19 protein-coding genes, 1 pseudogene and 1 riboswitch are annotated in these 16,207 nt (G+C 39.0%); of the genes and pseudogenes, 10 read left to right on the top strand and 10 right to left on the bottom strand.

Annotation, left to right across the window (positions count from 1 at the left end; translation table 11 throughout):
* Window positions 1-103 precede the first annotated feature (103 nt).
* Window positions 104-634: pseudogene (locus tag PROCOU_RS09190) on the bottom strand (polysaccharide deacetylase family protein); the annotation flags it as partial.
* Entirely contained in the window at window positions 606-764 is a 159-nt protein-coding gene (locus tag PROCOU_RS19315) for a polysaccharide deacetylase family protein (RefSeq protein ID WP_159101204.1), read from the bottom strand. The pseudogene PROCOU_RS09190 and the gene PROCOU_RS19315, both read right to left, overlap by 29 nt.
* Before the next feature lie 472 nt (window positions 765-1,236).
* On the opposite strand from PROCOU_RS19315, the gene PROCOU_RS09185 reads away from it, so the two are divergent.
* On the top strand, window positions 1,237-2,037 hold the full coding sequence (locus tag PROCOU_RS09185; RefSeq protein ID WP_036071740.1) for a formate/nitrite transporter family protein: 801 nt from the start codon (window positions 1,237-1,239) through the stop codon (window positions 2,035-2,037).
* Between the two features lie 115 nt (window positions 2,038-2,152).
* On the opposite strand, the gene metX is transcribed toward PROCOU_RS09185, so the two are convergent.
* Window positions 2,153-3,262: a homoserine O-acetyltransferase MetX gene (metX, locus tag PROCOU_RS09180; RefSeq protein ID WP_036071738.1), complete on the bottom strand. Its 1,110-nt coding sequence runs from the start codon at window positions 3,260-3,262 to the stop codon at window positions 2,153-2,155.
* Window positions 3,263-3,370: 108 nt separating this feature from the next.
* A riboswitch (SAM riboswitch) is annotated at window positions 3,371-3,469 on the bottom strand.
* 299 nt (window positions 3,470-3,768) lie between these two features.
* Between metX and PROCOU_RS09175 the strand changes: the two genes are divergently transcribed.
* Window positions 3,769-4,296: an HdeD family acid-resistance protein gene (locus tag PROCOU_RS09175; protein ID WP_036071684.1), complete on the top strand. Its 528-nt coding sequence runs from the start codon at window positions 3,769-3,771 to the stop codon at window positions 4,294-4,296.
* A 65-nt stretch (window positions 4,297-4,361) separates the two neighbouring features.
* Here the strand turns inward: PROCOU_RS09175 and PROCOU_RS09170 are convergent, their stop codons facing one another.
* The 3 genes from PROCOU_RS09170 to PROCOU_RS09160 all read right to left on the bottom strand — a co-directional run bounded on the left by PROCOU_RS09170 (window position 4,362) and on the right by PROCOU_RS09160 (window position 7,401).
* Window positions 4,362-5,744, bottom strand: coding sequence for an LPXTG cell wall anchor domain-containing protein (locus PROCOU_RS09170; protein ID WP_051994314.1), 1,383 nt, complete (start codon window positions 5,742-5,744; stop codon window positions 4,362-4,364).
* 37 nt (window positions 5,745-5,781) lie between these two features.
* Window positions 5,782-6,633 (bottom strand): Crp/Fnr family transcriptional regulator, encoded by an 852-nt coding sequence (locus tag PROCOU_RS09165; RefSeq protein WP_077913394.1) that lies wholly within the window; start codon window positions 6,631-6,633, stop codon window positions 5,782-5,784.
* A gap of 228 nt (window positions 6,634-6,861) precedes the next feature.
* A complete protein-coding gene (locus tag PROCOU_RS09160; RefSeq protein ID WP_036071683.1) occupies window positions 6,862-7,401 on the bottom strand; it encodes a biotin transporter BioY in 540 nt (179 codons plus the stop codon).
* Window positions 7,402-7,581: 180 nt separating this feature from the next.
* Here PROCOU_RS09160 and PROCOU_RS09155 point away from each other — a divergent pair, with 180 nt between their 5' ends.
* From PROCOU_RS09155 to PROCOU_RS09130, 6 genes are all read left to right on the top strand, one after another.
* Window positions 7,582-7,914, top strand: coding sequence for a PadR family transcriptional regulator (locus PROCOU_RS09155; RefSeq protein WP_036071681.1), 333 nt, complete (start codon window positions 7,582-7,584; stop codon window positions 7,912-7,914).
* Complete coding sequence (locus PROCOU_RS18875) at window positions 7,907-8,185, top strand: DUF1700 domain-containing protein (protein ID WP_051994313.1); 279 nt, start codon at window positions 7,907-7,909, stop codon at window positions 8,183-8,185. Before PROCOU_RS09155 ends, PROCOU_RS18875 begins: the two co-directional genes overlap by 8 nt.
* A gap of 2 nt (window positions 8,186-8,187) precedes the next feature.
* The gene (locus tag PROCOU_RS18870; protein WP_036071679.1) at window positions 8,188-8,481 is read left to right on the top strand and encodes a DUF1700 domain-containing protein; all 294 of its coding nucleotides are present in this window, start codon (window positions 8,188-8,190) and stop codon (window positions 8,479-8,481) included.
* A complete protein-coding gene (locus tag PROCOU_RS09140) occupies window positions 8,474-9,502 on the top strand; it encodes a DUF4097 family beta strand repeat-containing protein (RefSeq protein WP_036071676.1) in 1,029 nt (342 codons plus the stop codon). The genes PROCOU_RS18870 and PROCOU_RS09140 overlap by 8 nt, the downstream gene beginning before the upstream one ends.
* 49 nt (window positions 9,503-9,551) lie before the next feature.
* Window positions 9,552-10,007 (top strand): hypothetical protein, encoded by a 456-nt coding sequence (locus PROCOU_RS09135; protein WP_051994312.1) that lies wholly within the window; start codon window positions 9,552-9,554, stop codon window positions 10,005-10,007.
* Window positions 10,008-10,185: 178 nt separating this feature from the next.
* On the top strand, window positions 10,186-10,686 hold the full coding sequence (locus PROCOU_RS09130; protein WP_036071674.1) for a GNAT family N-acetyltransferase: 501 nt from the start codon (window positions 10,186-10,188) through the stop codon (window positions 10,684-10,686).
* 994 nt (window positions 10,687-11,680) lie between these two features.
* On the opposite strand, the gene PROCOU_RS09125 is transcribed toward PROCOU_RS09130, so the two are convergent.
* The 4 genes from PROCOU_RS09125 to PROCOU_RS09110 all read right to left on the bottom strand — a co-directional run bounded on the left by PROCOU_RS09125 (window position 11,681) and on the right by PROCOU_RS09110 (window position 14,678).
* Window positions 11,681-12,073, bottom strand: a complete 393-nt coding sequence (locus tag PROCOU_RS09125; protein WP_036071671.1) for a hypothetical protein — start codon at window positions 12,071-12,073, stop codon at window positions 11,681-11,683.
* Between the two features lie 81 nt (window positions 12,074-12,154).
* Window positions 12,155-12,505 carry a magnetosome magnetite crystal formation protein family gene (locus PROCOU_RS09120; RefSeq protein WP_036071669.1) on the bottom strand — a complete coding sequence of 117 codons (351 nt, stop codon included), beginning with the start codon at window positions 12,503-12,505 and terminating at the stop codon, window positions 12,155-12,157.
* Window positions 12,506-12,622: 117 nt separating this feature from the next.
* Entirely contained in the window at window positions 12,623-13,963 is a 1,341-nt protein-coding gene (locus PROCOU_RS09115) for an MATE family efflux transporter (RefSeq protein WP_036071667.1), read from the bottom strand.
* Between the two features lie 136 nt (window positions 13,964-14,099).
* The gene (locus PROCOU_RS09110; RefSeq protein WP_036071664.1) at window positions 14,100-14,678 is read right to left on the bottom strand and encodes a TetR/AcrR family transcriptional regulator; all 579 of its coding nucleotides are present in this window, start codon (window positions 14,676-14,678) and stop codon (window positions 14,100-14,102) included.
* A 169-nt stretch (window positions 14,679-14,847) separates the two neighbouring features.
* Here PROCOU_RS09110 and PROCOU_RS09105 point away from each other — a divergent pair, with 169 nt between their 5' ends.
* Window positions 14,848-15,609 (top strand): SDR family oxidoreductase, encoded by a 762-nt coding sequence (locus tag PROCOU_RS09105; protein ID WP_036071662.1) that lies wholly within the window; start codon window positions 14,848-14,850, stop codon window positions 15,607-15,609.
* A gap of 175 nt (window positions 15,610-15,784) precedes the next feature.
* Complete coding sequence (locus tag PROCOU_RS09100) at window positions 15,785-16,204, top strand: MarR family winged helix-turn-helix transcriptional regulator (RefSeq protein WP_424960704.1); 420 nt, start codon at window positions 15,785-15,787, stop codon at window positions 16,202-16,204.
* The last annotated feature ends 3 nt before the right edge of the window (window positions 16,205-16,207 follow it).

Genomic DNA, 16,207 nt, shown 5'->3' with positions numbered 1-16,207 from the left:
CACTGCGGTTACTCCCTTTTCCGCAGTGGTTTTTTATTGTGTTGTTTAATGCTTAATAAAGAAGGACTCTCCTAGTAACAGCAATGGGATTTGTCCAGTTTACTTACAGACCTGCGTCCTTGATAAAATTCATATGAAAGTCATTATCTTCAAAATAAGGCATTGGCTCAAAGCCTTTTTCGCGAATAGCTTTTATTAAACCGGGGATTGCCTTTAAGGTATCCTCCGTTTCATGTACTAGAATAACAGGGGATATTTTATGGAATTTATCGAGTTGTTCCTTCACAGAAGCTACTATTTTTTGTGGTTGTCCCTTATGTCGCCAATCTTCACTATCGATATTCCAATCAAGTAAGCGATACTTTTCCTCCTTTACTTTTTTTATTTGTGCCGAATTTAAATATGTACTTCCGTAAGGTGCTCGAATTAACTTAATCTGCTTACCTAAAAGGCCATTAATTAGTGTAGATTCTTGTTTCATTTCTGGGATAAATTGTCCTTTTTTGTATAGCTTTTTCGAATCGTGTGTCATACTGTGCATACCTATACTATGACCTGCCTCTGCGGCTTCTTTGACTTCTTTTTTGTGGTCACCAGTAATATTATTACCAACGAGAAAAAAAGTGGCTTTTACGTTTTCTTTTTTTTAGCGCTGCTACAATTTCTGTCAAATACTTTGTTGGCCCATCATCAATGGTCAAATACGCGATTTTTTGTTTACTTTTTGTTGGTACTTTCTTTGGTGCTTGATCTTGATGTGGCAATGTTTCTTGTTTACTCGATTTTGTTTCTACTTTTGCAACATCAGGGCTTTTTAGAAATAGAGAAATTCCAACAACTACACAGGGGATGAGTAATAGAATTGATGATATAATGATAATCTTTTTTTTTCATTTGTTTACCTCCATCTTAATTCGGATTTATTGAAGTGATAGCGTGGTTTTATGTTATCAATAATGTCTAAAGAAATTTATAAAGGTTCTATAATATTTGCATAAGATAAATGAGACTAGGTTGACTAAGCTGGTCGTAGCGACCCATTGTTATGTTTAGGTAGTAAATACAATGGGAATTATAGACTAAATGCATAAAAAAAAAATGTCGATTTCAGTAACTTTTCAGAAAAACTATGAAATCATTTCATTATCGTCAAAATGGTTATTTCCAAAGTGTCTATTTCGTGCTACAATGGTAAGGTTGTGGAGTTATGAAAACTGATTAATGGAGATGAAGAATTTGGATTCAGAAAATAGTACATTGATGCAGAAAGTCGACTATAGTACGCGTAAAAAAATCGATCTTGTGCAAAATAGTGTCATTCGGTATATTTTTCGCGCCATATTGGCCTGTTTATTTTTAACGCTCGGAACGGCCGTTGCGGTGATGATTGGTGATAAGGTCGATCACTTTGCACACGGGCTTGGAAAAATTGTTTATGCATTTATGTTCAGCTGGTCACTAGTCATGATTATTTATATGAATGCCGAGCTCGGTACAAGTAATATGATGTATATGACAACAGGTGTTTATCAAAAAATTATCAAACCTGGCAAAGCTTTAGGTATTTTATTTCTTTGTATATTTTGCAATTTAATTGGTGGTATTCTTGCCGGTTACTTGATGTCACTTACATCAGCATTCCACGCGTTACCAGCTGATCATTTCTTATTTACAGCCGTCACTGGTAAGCTCGAAAAAGAACCTTTACAGATTTTTATTGAAGCAATTTTTGCAAATATTGTCGTGAATACAGCGGTTATTTGTACGATGCGGATGAAAGATGATGCAGGAAAAATTTTCGCAATGGTATTTATCATTTTCATCTTTGCTTTCCTAGGTTTCGAGCATGTTATCGCTAACTTCTCGTCATTTTCGCTAGCATTCTTTGCCTCAGGTGCTCATTTAGACGCTATGACTTGGAGCAGCGTATCAACGAACCTTTCCTTAGCCTTACTTGGAAACTACGTTGGTGGTGGCCTAGTAATTGGTTTGGGCTATGCATGGCTCAATAAAACGAAATCAATTTATAAAGATTAAAAACAGCCTAGGACAAAACGATAAGCAAAGATAAAAATCGTCTTACTCATTATTTGGAGTAGGACGATTTTTATCTTTGTTTATTTTATATGATAATGAGTTTTTTATTCCAGTTTCACTTTTTCAATTCTACCATTGAATGTTGCGTCAAAAAAGTACTAATTAGCGGATGAAATTTCTCTACCTCGACCAAAAAAGCATCGTGTCCATAATCTGAATCCACTTCATAATACGTCACTGGTACGTCCCATTCCTTCATTATTTCATAATCTCGGCGCAAATCATGAATTCGAAACAACTGATCGCTCGTTACACCTACAAGCAAATACGGAATCTCAATCCCTGCAAAAAGAGGTTTTTCATCCACGCCGTTCACCGTCACATCAAATAAATCAATCGCTTTTGTCAAATACAAATAACTATTCGCATCAAAACGCTCTACAAAAGAATCGCCCTGATATTGCAAATAAGACTCCACTTGGAAATGCTCTTTCGAAAAAGCGCCCGGAGAAGAATCAGCCACTGTAAATCGCTCAAATCGCTTCGAAAACAATTCACTTGTGCGATATGTCATCATCCCGACCATCCGTGCCGTTGCGAGCCCACCCTCAGGTTGCCCAACATAATCTCCACCATTAAAATCAGGGTCATTCAAAATCGCCATCCGCATAATCAAGTTATATCCAATCGCCTCTGGGCTCGCTGCCAATGGAGATGCTAAATTTATTACACTGCCCGTTATTGTTGGGTAATCAATCGCCCATTGCGTTGCCTGCATCCCGCCCATCGAGCCACCGATTACCGAAACGACATGCATAACCCCGAGCGCATCCAGTAACGCCTTTTGCACCTTAATAATATCCTTAATCGTAAATCCTGGAAAATGCAATCGATATTCTGCGCCAGTTTTCGGATTTATAGAAGACGGCCCTGTTGTCCCACTACAGCCCCCAAAAACATTCGTACAAACAATAAAATAGTCAGCTGGGTCAATCGTTTTCCCAACACCAATAAAATCATCCCACCAACCGGCAACATCATCGTCAAAATGTTTCGCTGCATGAGCTGTCCCAGTCAAAGCATGCTCTAACAAAATGCAATTATCCTTCGCTAAAGAAAGTTCTCCATATGTCTCAAAGCCAACCACAATTGGTCCAATCGTCTCACCATTTTCAAGCGTCAATGGTATTTCCTTAAAAAGTTCCATTTGCCTAAGTGTTCCCATGCAATCACCTGTTCTCTCTTTGTAATAGTCCAAACAAAAACCTCTCTATCAAGCGCTAAGTAAGCGTCAAGATGGAGAGGTTGAACAAACAACGATTCTACAATCAACAGCTTATCTTCGCAAAAATTGCTGGAATTAGCACCGTGATCAAAACGTCCGGTTGCTAAGGTTTCACAGGGCCAGTCCCTCCACCTTTCTTGATAAGAAGCATATTAAATTTCTTCTATCATACAATTATTTAGCTACATTTGTCAAGATAAGTAGACAGATTTTTCAAAAGAATATAGACATAGTGAAATTATGAACTTTTGAAACAATTATTGTTTTTATTACTACATTAACAGTTAACAAAGCGCTTAGGTTTCATCTTTACAGTTTAATTGAGACTAAAAATGAAAATAATAAAATATTATATAATACAATTATTTTTTTAATCAATAATAATATGTTAAAATAAGCAGTGAAACATAAAAAATCTAATCTTAGAAAAGGAAGTGTTATATTTTATGAAAACATTCACACGTATACTGGTACTACTTGCTGGTATCGCAATGGTTTGTTTAGGAATCTGGTTTGTTGCTCACCCAGGAATTTCTCTACTATCATTTACATTATTTATCGGAACGTTGATGTTAATGCTTGGTATATTCCAAATTATCCAGTATTTTTCTAACCGTAGCGGACAAAAAGTATCGGGCTGGATTTTAGCAGAGGGGATTTTATCTGTTTTACTGGGGATTACATTATTAGCGGACCAATTAGAAGGAACTGTCACACTAGTTATCGTTTTTGGTATGTGGGTTCTATTCGCAGGAATCATGCGTACAATTGGTGCATTTGATGCTAAAAATGAAGGAGTAGAAGGTTGGGGCTGGTTGCTCACACTAGGTATTTTAGGGATTATTCTTGGATTCATCTCCCTGTTTAACCCAATCGTTGGAGCAATCGGTATCGTTATTCTTGTCGGAACATTTTTCATCGTCCAAGGAATCAATTGCTTTGCGCTATTCTTCTTCATTGGTAAATTGAAATGACATTAATGTAACTATTAAAAAGGCAGGAATCCGAATAATTGGATTTCCTGCCTACTTTTATGCGATTATCCACGTTTTCTAAGAAGTGCAACAGCTAGCCCAGAAACTAAGAATCCTGCAAATATCAATCCAGCAGAACTATTATCTCCTGTTTTTGGAAGTTCTTTAAGTGTAGTTGCTTTTGCTGGCGCGGCAACAGGAGTCATTTTTACAGGTACAGGTGCTTTTTTCACTACTTGCGTAATAGACGGTTTCTTAGTTGTATCGACCGGATCTACTTTAAGTGTACCACCTTGGAATGTGAACTCAGCTACATCGCTGAACTCGCCAGTGTCCATATCCATGCTACCTAGTAATACTGTTTGGCCGTTAACTAGAGCTTCTTCTAGTTCAATGTGGAAATTACCATTTTCATCTGCATCAGCCATGCCTAACAAATCACCGTCTTCAGTGAAAACAAAAACAGTTGTAAGTGGTTCAGCCGTTCCATAAATATCTGTAGCTGTTGTTTTTGCTACGTTGACAACTGGTGCGTCAAAGAAGTAGAAATCTTCTCCCACAACAGTATAAGTCAGCGTCACGCTAGAAGTATTACCACTAGCGTCTTCTGCGATAACCTCCACCGTAAATGTACCTTCTTTAGATGTATCCAATGTTTCTCTACCATTAGCAAAATAGGTTTTCACGAAGCCAGAGTTATCGGTTGCATCAACTAGTTCTTCAACATACCAATCTTCATCAAGGCCAACGTAAAAATCATCTTCATAAACTTCAATTTCAGGTTTCGTTGTATCAATAACGGTATAGCTAGCCGTAATATTTTCGGTTGCTGTACCATCTGTAGCAGCAACCGTAACAGTTTGTACGCCTAGGCGATTCACAACTGGTGCTTTCACGAATGATAATGTTACCCCAGCTGTAGCGGTAACAAATTTACTTGGGTCTTTCACTGCTTCATTGATTTCAGTCGTTACATTTGTTTTTTCCGTTGCAAGAGCCACAGCTTTTACAGTTGTTTTCGTAGGTTCTGTTACTTCGTAGCTAACAATAAATTCTTGTGTTGTTGTATCAGCTAATGTTGCAACAATAGTAGTTGAGAATGTTCCTGCAACCGCTGTTTTTGGTTCTGTTCCAGCTTTGTAAGCAAGTGTCGTGCTTGCATCTGAAACCGTTACAAAATCAGTAATTGCTGGTGTAGCATCTTTAACGAATGATACGTTTTCTTTTTGAACAGCTGTAACCGCTTTTAATTGTGCTTTCGATGTGCTCTCTTCTGCAGTGGTTGCTTGATCAGTAGTAGTCGTTGTTTCTGTCGTTTCATTAGTTTCTGGTGCCACTGTTTCGGTAACGGGTGCTTGTGTTTCCTCCTCCGCGAATACTGGTGCTGCAAGTGAAAAAGTTAGTCCGCAAGCGAGCAATCCGCAAGCCAGTTTTGTTGTTTTTGACATTCAATTCTCTCCCTTTTTATGTAATACAACTATTATACTAAAACGTAGGTTTATTGTCACTATAAATTTGTATCCATTTCCAGAAAAAAGCGTATTCCGTCAAAAAATCGTCACATTTTTGTAATAAAAAACCAGTAACGTAAAAAGATACTGGTTCATTTTTCATTTTTTTTGTGAGCGAGTAAAGGTCGGTATATTTCATATCTAGTATTTCTTTGACTGCCGCCATATCATGGATTTTCCATGGCTTCGGTGAAAGTGAAATGAGGCCGTCTTGTTCTAATTTACGTAGATTAGTTGCCACATAGGCGCGTGCTAGGTTCAAATATTTTCCAATTACTTTTTGTGTAAAATAATACGGAATAAGATAAGAGCCGTCAGGTTCAGCGCGACCGAAGCGCTCGGCTACGATAACGAGACCGGCTAGAATTTTTTTGTCGGACGGTAGATTAGAAAGTGATTCGCGAACTAGAATTGGATGCGTAAAATTTAAGTAGAAGAAATAGGCATACCAAAAGCTTTCTTGGCCAAAGGTGATTTTGTCGATAACATATTGGCGCTCGAATCTAAATAATGTGACTTCACTAATAGCTGTGTAGGAAATAGGTGAGACCGCGTTTTCTAGAACGCTTAAAAATCCTAAAATATCATCGGGTCCGCAAAATGTCAGAATAGAATCATCTCTGGCAGTACCTTTTGACATTGCTACCATGCCTTTTTTGACAACGTAGAAATGCCTATTAGGTGTACCTTCTTCCATAATAACCTCATTGCGACGGTATGTAAGTTCCGTATAAGGTGGTGATTCTCCATGTGATTTCATTAAGGTGGCAAGCATTTTGTCCGTATCGAAGCTCTCTTTTAGATTGTTGTAATCGTATAGCGTCATATTATGTCCCCTTTTCTTACAGATTGAGTCTGGAATAGAAACAAATAAATCAGCGGCTAGCGCTCGACTTGTGCCATGCAAAATCTTAATCCTACTCAAATTGATATAAAAAGGTAGGTGATCTGACCACGTATCGAGTTTGATCAAGCCTATTTCATTCAGACTACCTACTTTATTATATCGAAGGAAAGGGGGTTTGTATAACAATTTCCCTTGAATTCGGAAAATTTAGATCAGTTTACCAACGACAAGACGCTTACGAATGCTGATTCCAGCTAATGCTGCAAACACTGCTTTTAGAATACCTGGAAGAATAAAAGGAATAGCTCCTGCTGTAAATGCTGTAGTCCATGAGAGGTCACCGCTAAATTTTAACCAGATAACACCGAATAGAAGCGTGACAAAAGTCCCGATAATATTAGCAAAAATGGCAGGAAGTATACTGAAATTTGTTTTTTCAATGAGATATCCGGTAATGTAAGCATTGAAAAGGAAGCCAATCAGGAAGCCACCTGTTGGGCCAAAAATGATACCGAGTCCTGCTGTCATGCCTGCAAAAACGGGAATACCAATCGCTCCTAAAAATACGTAGACAGCGACAGCAATCGTTGCATTGCGTGCACCGAGAATCGTTGCGGCAAGACCCACTGCAAAGGTTTGCCCAGTTAGGGGGATTGGACCAATTGGAATAGTGACTTGGGCTAGAATAGCAATGATGACTGCAAATAGGGCATTAATAATGAGTTGTTTCAATTTTTTATCTCTCATATAACTCTCCTTTGTTAACTTAATATGATTTTAGGTTAACATTAAAATTTGGAATTGGCAATACTATTTTTTTATTTCACTATCTTGCATTAATTAGTAGTGCATGATATAGTTATTTATAACAAGTAGTGATTAATGTTCAGTACTGGAATTTTGATAATAAGAAATGGAGGGTTTGGCATGGAAGTGAATGTTCAGTTTAAAAAAGGTGTTCTGGAGTTATGTTGCCTTTTCCTGATTCATAAAAAGGATCAATATGGTTATGAGCTGGCACAACACGTTTCACAGTATGTGGAGGTGGCGGAAGGAGCTATTTATCCGGTATTGCGACGCTTGGTGAAAGAAGGCTATTGCGATACGTATTTGAAGGAGTCATCGGAAGGGCCATCGCGAAAATATTATCAACTAACGGTTATGGGTGAGATGTATAGGACGGAATTAATGGTTGAGTGGAAAGATTTTGTAGAGAATGTTAATCGATTATTTGTAGAAGGGGGAGAGAATATTGGATAAAACACAATTTCTAAATGAGTTGGAGGCAAAACTGGCAGGGCTCGATTCTGAGGAAAAACAAGAGGTATTAGCCGATTATATGGAACATTTTGCAGTGGGGGAGTCAAGTGGGAAAACAGAGCAAGAGATTGTTTTTGACCTTGGGAGCCCAAATGAAATTGCACGCGATATTTTAGCAGAACGAGGTGGACAGCTATCGGAAGAATCTTACTATATGCCAAACCAGCAAAAAAAAAACGTGGCGCTGGTTTTAAGGTGGGGATATTTTTAGCAATGTTAATTCCAAATTTGATTATTTACTCCTTACTTTTATCATTTTGGGGTGTTGTTGCGGGATTCATCGGTTCAACGGTTGGTTTTTTCTTAACGCCGCTTGCTTTCGTTTTGGATGCAGTGCTGAATCAAGCTTTTGAATGGTATAAATTCTTTGGAACGATTGGCATCGTGGGATTGGGCTTCGTTTTCCTTGTAGCGACGATCTGGTTGGCGAAAGTGATGATTATGGCAACGGTTAGTTATACTAAATTTAATTTTCATTTGATGAAAGGAGAGAGCAGACATGTTTAAGAATAAATTGAAATTACTCATTATCGGTGCGGCTCTTCTAGTCGTTGGTGGTATTGGATTTGGGCTGACATTTAACAACAATAATATAGATCGTGGCGAGGCGTATCATCGAGAGTGGCAATTGTCAGATGGTGATATTTCGCGGATTAAGCTAATGGGTGATCAGGATATACGAGTGAATATGGCAGAGAGTAATACTGGTAAAAATTACGTGACAATGAGTGGTCATTTGTCACAAGAGGCAATTAATCGCTTGGATAAGAGTGTGAAGCCAGATCTGGATAATTTGACGATTGATGTAGCGCATAATCAGAAATGGTTCGAGTTTCTAGAGTTTCCGATTTATGGAGATCAGACTGTGACAATTCATATAGCGAAGGACGCTAAACTTAGTGAATTGGCGAGTGATATGAGATCAGGTGACTTGACGATAAACGATGTGACGGCGAAAAAGATTGCGCTAAGCGGTGGTTCTGGTGAAATTCAAGCGTCGAATCTGACAGCGGATGTGACTTCCATTAAAAATAGTTCAGGTGATATTGATTTGAAAAATGTGATGTCGAATTTGGAGCTTGTTAATGGTTCCGGTGAGAATTCGGTGGAAGGTATGACTGGTGATACACTTAGCATCACGTCTAGTTCTGGCGATATTGAAGCAAATCAAGTGACGGCGAAAACAACAACGCTGAAAAATGGTTCGGGTAGTATTGATGGGGAAAAACTGAGTGGCGAGCTCAAAGTAGATAATAATTCTGGTGATATCGAACTTTCTGGATTGGATAATGCGACAAGCATTGTAAGTGGTTCTGGGGAAGTAGATTTGACATTTAGCGATGTGACGAAAAACGTGATGGTTGATGCAGATTCTGGTGATGTGAAGATAGAGGTCCCAAGCTCTTTTAATGGATTTTTAGATTTACGAAGCAATTCTGGTGATATTAAATCACCGGAAATCAAGACAAGTTCAGATTTAATACTTAAAGTCCGGACTGGTTCGGGGAATATTAGGGTAGAACAGTAAACGGGAGTGGGCTTCGTGCTCACTTCTTTACATAGATGGGGGTATTAGGGTGAAAGTGTACGTTATTTTAACGAAAACAGAGACGATTCCAGGGCGGGTCATTCAAAAGTATACGAGGAAGCCGTTTAATCATGTGTCGATTAGTTTGACGGAAGATTTGACGGAAGTTTATAGTTTTGGCCGGATTGGAAAGCGAAATCCGCTGAATGGTGGTTTTATTGAAGAAGATATGCGCAGTGGTGTATTAAAAAATGCGGCAACTGCAATTCTTAGTTACGAGATTACGGTGGAACAAAAGGCTCGTATTCAAAAGGAATTGAACTGGTTTTCACTCACGGCGGATAATTATCGTTATAATTTTTGGGGGATTCTTGGTGTAGTATTGCGCTTGAATTTATCGGGAAAAAATGAGTTTTTCTGTTCGCAGTTTGTGGGGCATATATTAGAACTAAGCGAGATATCGGTCGTTGGGAATCGTGCACAGCATTTTTTTGCAGCCATGTGATTTTTTGTATGAGGGCGCGATGGAAATCGAGTTTTGTGGAGCTATGTCACTGTATTTGGAACAGTTTGAAACGAAGAGCCGAGAATTGACATCACGACTTTTGGCGTGACTAAAATGCTAATGAGAGGGTATACTAAGTGATAACGCTACATCTCTATGGATGAAAGGGGAATCACAGATGACAGTTCAAATTAGAAAAGGAACATTAGAAGACATTGAAGCTATTCAAGATATTGCGGTGAAATCTTGGCACGACACGTATGCGGATATTATCCCACGTGAAGTGCAGGATCGGTTTTTGGACATGTTTTATAATTTGGAGACGTTGAAAACACGTGTTGGTGCGACTCCATTTGCAGTATTAGAGCAGGAAGATAGCGTGATTGGTTTCGCTAATTTCATCGAGCTTGAGAAGCGTAAGAGTGAACTAGCGGCTTTTTATTTGTTGCCAGGGGTGCAGAATAAAGGGTATGGAACGATGTTACTTGATGAAGGGATTAAGTTATTCGCGTTACCGTTGCCGTTATTTGTGAATGTTGAGAAGGAAAATAAGAATGCGATTGCGTTTTATGAGGCACGTGGCTTTGTAGAATGGGACCAATTTGAGGAAGACTTTTATGGGCATAAGTTGGAGACGGTTCGCTTTCAACTGATTCAACACGTGGAAGAAGAGGCTTAAAATTAAATGAAAAGCATCACTAAAATTAGACTTCAAATCTAATTTCAGTGGTGCTTTTTAATTTAGACTGTTTTCAAGAGTTAATATATTCTTGGACGCCAACATAGTGTTGAATGCAATAACATTTGTTATTACCCAGTTATTATCTAATGAAATCAGGCTGTTTTTTTGTAGGTTATTCAAGATTTCATAGAATAATATTCCGCGATTTTTTCATAGATGACAAAGGCAGGAAGCTGGGCGGTATTGGTCGCTTTTAGATGGCCAAGGTGCATCATAATAAGCAAACTAAAGTAAATTCGTTCTTTAGGATGTATCCGGTCTATAAGAAAATGTTCCACTATATTTTTACTAGACTTGTCAGAATGAACAGAAAAAAATAGTTTCGTCTGGATCTTCTAAGTGCATCACCTTTTTGAAAAAAGCAATGTCTATTTTTCAAAAAGTGATATCGGTTAGTGCCTCGCATGCTATGATTTCAGGATAATCTTCGGAATTGAACGGTAGGTAGGGAAAATCGCCTGGCTACATGATTCTATGTAATGGTTCGTCTGTTCCAATATCTCGTAAGCACTGTATAAAGCCACTTTCAATTAGATATAGGTTGTGGTTAAGGCTGGTTATGGGAATTCTACTACCTATTGTTACTTTTTTTGTATGCAATAGGTATGAAAGTTTGGGTCTTTTTTTAGTAATACGAGAATATGTAATGTGTCATTATTTATAGGCATAGGAATTTTTCCTCTCCTGACATAATTATAGGTAACACTTTTATATACCCGAACATGTGGAAAGTTAATCCAGTCTATTGTCAAGGCTCATTGCTTTCAGTCAACGTACCTTAGTAAGCTCCGCGCTGGTATCTATTTTTGCCTAGAAGCTAAGCATTTGATGGCACGCTGAGGTTTTACAGAAAATCATATCAAGTAGTTTTATCTGTATTTATTGTACAAAAATAGCGATGAAAAGCCGAGTTCCATCGCTATTTTGTAAGCTAGTTGTTGGTTGTTGCGGCTTTCCCACTTGCTTTTTGACCACCGCGAATTACGAAGAAAATCCAAGCTAGTACGGCGCCCATCAATCCGCCGATAAGCGAAGTCAAGATAATCATTATGAGACTGATGAGTTGCAGAATACTAGTGATTACTACAGTTGCAACAACGCCAAATAGGAAGCCCCAGAGTATGAAGCGCTTAGCTGTCGCATTTTTGCTAAAGCCATAAAACATTTCGGCGACTGTCGTTCCAACGAGTATGAGTGGTGCAGCAAAAAGAATCGCGGCAAATACGAGCTGATACGTTATTTCACCGTACATAATAGCCTCCATTCCAATAACGGAAAAGATGCCCAATATAAACACAGTCAAGTAAGCAAAGATAAAACGCACGATGCATTCCCCCATTTCATCTCATAATTATATCATAAAAGCTAGCTGGAATCTTGTTCGCCAGCTAGCTTTTTTCAACAATTAATCGATAGAGTTAAAATGTGGGTTATCTTCTTTTGCTACCAAAGCTTGGATACCGCGGATAATGTTGAAAATGGCGAGGATAATTGTCATAAGACCAACTACTACGACTAGACCAAGCCCGATGAAACCTGTGACATTTGCACTGTTCGTACTAAATCCGACAATTCCAACACTGAGGGCTGTAAAAATACCTCCAATTGTTGGTAGGATATGTGTAAATAAAGCTACTTTTGCATGGTGTTTCGTATTTTCTGTACCACTAAAAATCCAAATGGCAATTGGTACAATAAATGGTGCGAAAAATAGGCTGAAATAGCTAAGTGCATTTAATAGTTTTTGATCATTCATGGTTCATAACGTCCTTTCGTAACTTGATGTGTTTATTATACGATGGATAGGTATATGAGAACCATTGAATTAGGTGACAATTTGTGGGGCAGAAGGTTACATTTTTGTAAGTAGTAATCATAGAACTGATTTTAAAGACCAAACTTTGGAGCGCCAGCGATAGACCATAAGACCGCCACGAATTCCTTCGTCGATGATATAGGCTAGCCAGACACCGATGAGTCCCATTCCTGCGGTGATTCCAAGAACATAAGAGAATGGGAGGCTTACAATCCACATGACGATAATACCAACAATAAATGGGAAACGGACATCGCCAGTTGAGTTGAGGCTACTGATAATGATGATATTGGTGGAACGCGCGATTTCTAGGAAGATGGATAAGAAAAATAATTGTTTTGTCATCGCGATGATTTCTTCATTAGATGTGAAGAGATGCATAATCGGCTCTGCGAAAAAGTAGATAAGAATGCTGATGCAGACTGCGATGGCGAGCCCTATTTTCCAGCTTCGTAAGCCTTGTTTATAAGCGCGTTCAACTTCTTTTGCTCCAACTGCGCGCCCAATGATGATTTGAGAGGCTTGGCCAATCGAGATGGCGAACAAAGCAACAAATTGACTTACCGTTGAGGCGTATACTTTTGTCGTCAGGGCATCAGTACCCATGAGGGCGATAATGGCTGTAACAACGAGTTGTGAGCCTGCATAGGACATATTTTCACCTGCGGATGGCAGACCAAGGCGCAAAATGGAATACATTGTTCGCCGTGATAGTTCTTTGAATTTATGCCATTTGAAGCGATATTCGACATGGCGATGCAACAACCAAATAGATTGAAAAACGGCGATAAAGTTACCGAAAACGGTTGCTAATGCTACACCAGTGACACCCAAATCTAAATAGGCAAGTGGGCCGTATAAAACGAGATAGTTCCCAATAACTGTGATGATTCCAGCAACGACCGGTATATACATGGCTTGGCGAACGTATCCGTGTGTTCGCAAAATTGGCATGATTGCATATGGAATGGCTGTCAGAATGGAAACACCACCGATAATTTCTAGAAACGGTGTGCCGATTTCTACCAAGTGAGGATCAAGTCCCATCCATGTTAAGAAATAGGATGATAATAGAAGGAAAACAAGACTGACAATTGCTCCAATTACGACAGAAAACACAATTCCATTTGTGATGACTTGTTCAATGAGGCGGTGTTTTTTTGCTCCAATCATTTGGGCGACTAGAATTTGAACACCGACGCTAATAAAGGCGAACATAATAACGGAAATCACGAGTATCTGATTCGCGACGCCGGTTGCTGCAACGGCATCATCGGAATAATGCCCTAACATGAAGACAGTGACATAGCTAATCATAACTCGCAGAAATTGCTCAATAAAGATTGGCCATGCGAGTGAGAATAAGCTTAGTTTTGAGGCGGTTTGACTTTTATCCATGTGGTGGCTTGCTCCTTTCGATAAACCTAGGCGTTAAGCGAATGTAATTCCGCTCCATATAATATTCCCTTATTATAAGGCAGGGCAGGATTAAAGTATAGACTAATCGGTAAATGAAAAGGAACTGTAATAATAACTAAGTGGTAAAGGAAGTATTAGAATGGACGATTTGGAGTAGTTGTTCAGACATATATGTAGGTGTAAATTCAAAATTTGATTGTGCCCAGTAAACGATTAAGCCGAAAATCGCGTGTGCTTGATAGCTAGCATGGAGTTCTGGATTGACACCGGAATGGTTTAGAACCGTTGCAAAATCGCGAAGAGCGATACGTTTTATAGCATCACACAATTGATTTTGAAAACCTGGGCGTAATTTATCATCGATGGCATGTTTATAAAATAATTGGTGGGTATAGACATGATCGAAAATCTTGACCATCGAGGGTGTCATCCGTTCCACTGAAAAATGGGGCATTTTTTCATAAGGATCGCGATAGGCGACTTCGAGATCGGCAAGTATGTCAGAAATTACTTCATCTAGCAAATCTTCTTTTTCCTGATAGTGTTTGTAGAAAGTTCCACGATTGACATCAGCGCGTGTAACAATATCGGTGACGGTGATTTTTTTGAATGTTTTTTCAGTTAGGAGTGTCAGAAGGGCTTTTGCAAAGGCGGATTTTGTTTTTCGAATGCGGCGATCAGGTTTGGTGGTCATGTTTTCACGTCCTTTTTCTCGTTTAGTATACATATACCTTAAAAGTGTCGCCAAATCAACAAAAACCGCTTTCATTACCTATTGAAGTTAGGATTGAAAGAGGACTATACTAAATAGATAGAGTGACTTCAAAAGCTCTAGCGCAATTATAATTTTAGGAGGAATAATCATGGGTAAATTAGTTGGAAAAGTCGCTGTTGTGACTGGTGCAGCATCGGGAATGGGACGCCAAATTGCTTTACTTTTTGCAAAAGAGGGTGCAAAAGTAGTCGTTGCAGATATTCAACTTGAGGCGGCGGAAGATACAGTAACGGAAATCAAGGCTAGCGAAGGGGAAGCTTTGGCGGTAGTCGCTAATGTAATGAAGGAAGACGATGTGCAGGCAATGATTGATAAGGCGGTTGAGGCTTACGGAACGCTTGATATACTCATAAATAATGCGGGAATTATGGATAATTTTGTTCCTGCTGGTGAAATAACAGATGAGCTTTGGGATCGTGTTTTCGCGATTAATACAACAGGTGTAATGCGGACGACGAGAAAAGCGCTACCGATTTTTGAAAAACAAGAGAGTGGTGTTATTGTAAATATTGCGTCTGCGGGCGGATTGTTTGGATCGCGTGCGGGTGCGGCTTACACGGCTTCAAAACATGCAGTCGTTGGTTTTACGAAAAATGTCGGTTTCCAATATGCGACAAAGAATATTCGCTGTAACGCGATTGCACCAGGCGCAGTAGAAACCAATATTGGAACGACGCTTTATGCCCCAGATGAATTTGGTCAAGCTCGTGCTATGATTGGTATGGGAACAAACCCGCGTGTTGGCCAAGCTTCGGAAATTGCGAAAGTAGCATTATTCTTGGCATCAGAGGATGCAAGTTTTGTAAACGGTACGGTTGTGACAGCTGATGCTGGTTGGACGGCATATTAAAATAGAGAAGTAAGAACGGTTCCTAGCTTTATTGCTGGGAGCTTTTTTGTAATAGTTCTCACTTGACTTTCTACATAAGAAGAATATACTTAGTTAAGTAAACTAAATAAAAAGGGGATGCAGATTAGTGCATAATTCGGAGCAAGATTTGGGCCAAGCAGTTGTGAAAGCTTTTATGAATTTTAAGCAGGCAGAGTTGCAAAATTTTAAAGTTGCCGGCTTAAAACGATCCGAAACCCGGTTCTTGTTTATGTTACACCAAGGCTTACAGCACTCGAATCATGAGCAGGGCATGAAAGTATCGGATGCAACAGCGATTCTCAGGGTATCAAAACCAAGTGTTACGCAGCAAATTAATGCGTTAGAAGAGAAGAAGCTAATCATCCGAAGCCAAGATCCGGTGGATAAGAGAGCCGCGTATATTCAACTTACGGGACAGGGAAAGGAAGTAGTAGCAGAAATAATCTCAACTTTTCACAAAAATTTTGAGGACATGACTTTATTTTTGGGTAAAGATGAAATGGAGAAGTTAATTTCGCTACTGGATAGACTAACAGAGTATCTCAACAAAAAAGCTGAAAACAAGGGGGTATAAACG

Source organism: Listeria rocourtiae FSL F6-920 (assembly GCF_000525975.1).
GTDB classification, from domain to species: domain Bacteria; phylum Bacillota; class Bacilli; order Lactobacillales; family Listeriaceae; genus Listeria_A; species Listeria_A rocourtiae.
Note: the sequence above shows the minus strand (reverse complement) of the source record. Positions and strands in the feature narration are given on the sequence as shown.

What these genes read in the sequence shown, in the direction of transcription:
- metX (WP_036071738.1), bottom strand. Translation starts at nt 3,262, where the DNA reads ATGGGAACACTTAGGCAAATGGAACTTTTTAAGGAAATACCATTGACG.
- PROCOU_RS09175 (WP_036071684.1), top strand. Translation starts at nt 3,769, where the DNA reads ATGAAAACATTCACACGTATACTGGTACTACTTGCTGGTATCGCAATG.
- PROCOU_RS09170 (WP_051994314.1), bottom strand. Translation starts at nt 5,744, where the DNA reads ATGTCAAAAACAACAAAACTGGCTTGCGGATTGCTCGCTTGCGGACTA.
- PROCOU_RS09165 (WP_077913394.1), bottom strand. Translation starts at nt 6,633, where the DNA reads ATGACGCTATACGATTACAACAATCTAAAAGAGAGCTTCGATACGGAC.
- PROCOU_RS09160 (WP_036071683.1), bottom strand. Translation starts at nt 7,401, where the DNA reads ATGAGAGATAAAAAATTGAAACAACTCATTATTAATGCCCTATTTGCA.
- PROCOU_RS09155 (WP_036071681.1), top strand. Translation starts at nt 7,582, where the DNA reads ATGGAAGTGAATGTTCAGTTTAAAAAAGGTGTTCTGGAGTTATGTTGC.
- PROCOU_RS18870 (WP_036071679.1), top strand. Translation starts at nt 8,188, where the DNA reads ATGTTAATTCCAAATTTGATTATTTACTCCTTACTTTTATCATTTTGG.
- PROCOU_RS09140 (WP_036071676.1), top strand. Translation starts at nt 8,474, where the DNA reads ATGTTTAAGAATAAATTGAAATTACTCATTATCGGTGCGGCTCTTCTA.
- PROCOU_RS09130 (WP_036071674.1), top strand. Translation starts at nt 10,186, where the DNA reads ATGACAGTTCAAATTAGAAAAGGAACATTAGAAGACATTGAAGCTATT.
- PROCOU_RS09120 (WP_036071669.1), bottom strand. Translation starts at nt 12,505, where the DNA reads ATGAATGATCAAAAACTATTAAATGCACTTAGCTATTTCAGCCTATTT.
- PROCOU_RS09115 (WP_036071667.1), bottom strand. Translation starts at nt 13,963, where the DNA reads ATGGATAAAAGTCAAACCGCCTCAAAACTAAGCTTATTCTCACTCGCA.
- PROCOU_RS09110 (WP_036071664.1), bottom strand. Translation starts at nt 14,678, where the DNA reads ATGACCACCAAACCTGATCGCCGCATTCGAAAAACAAAATCCGCCTTT.
- PROCOU_RS09105 (WP_036071662.1), top strand. Translation starts at nt 14,848, where the DNA reads ATGGGTAAATTAGTTGGAAAAGTCGCTGTTGTGACTGGTGCAGCATCG.
- PROCOU_RS09100 (WP_424960704.1), top strand. Translation starts at nt 15,785, where the DNA reads ATGAATTTTAAGCAGGCAGAGTTGCAAAATTTTAAAGTTGCCGGCTTA.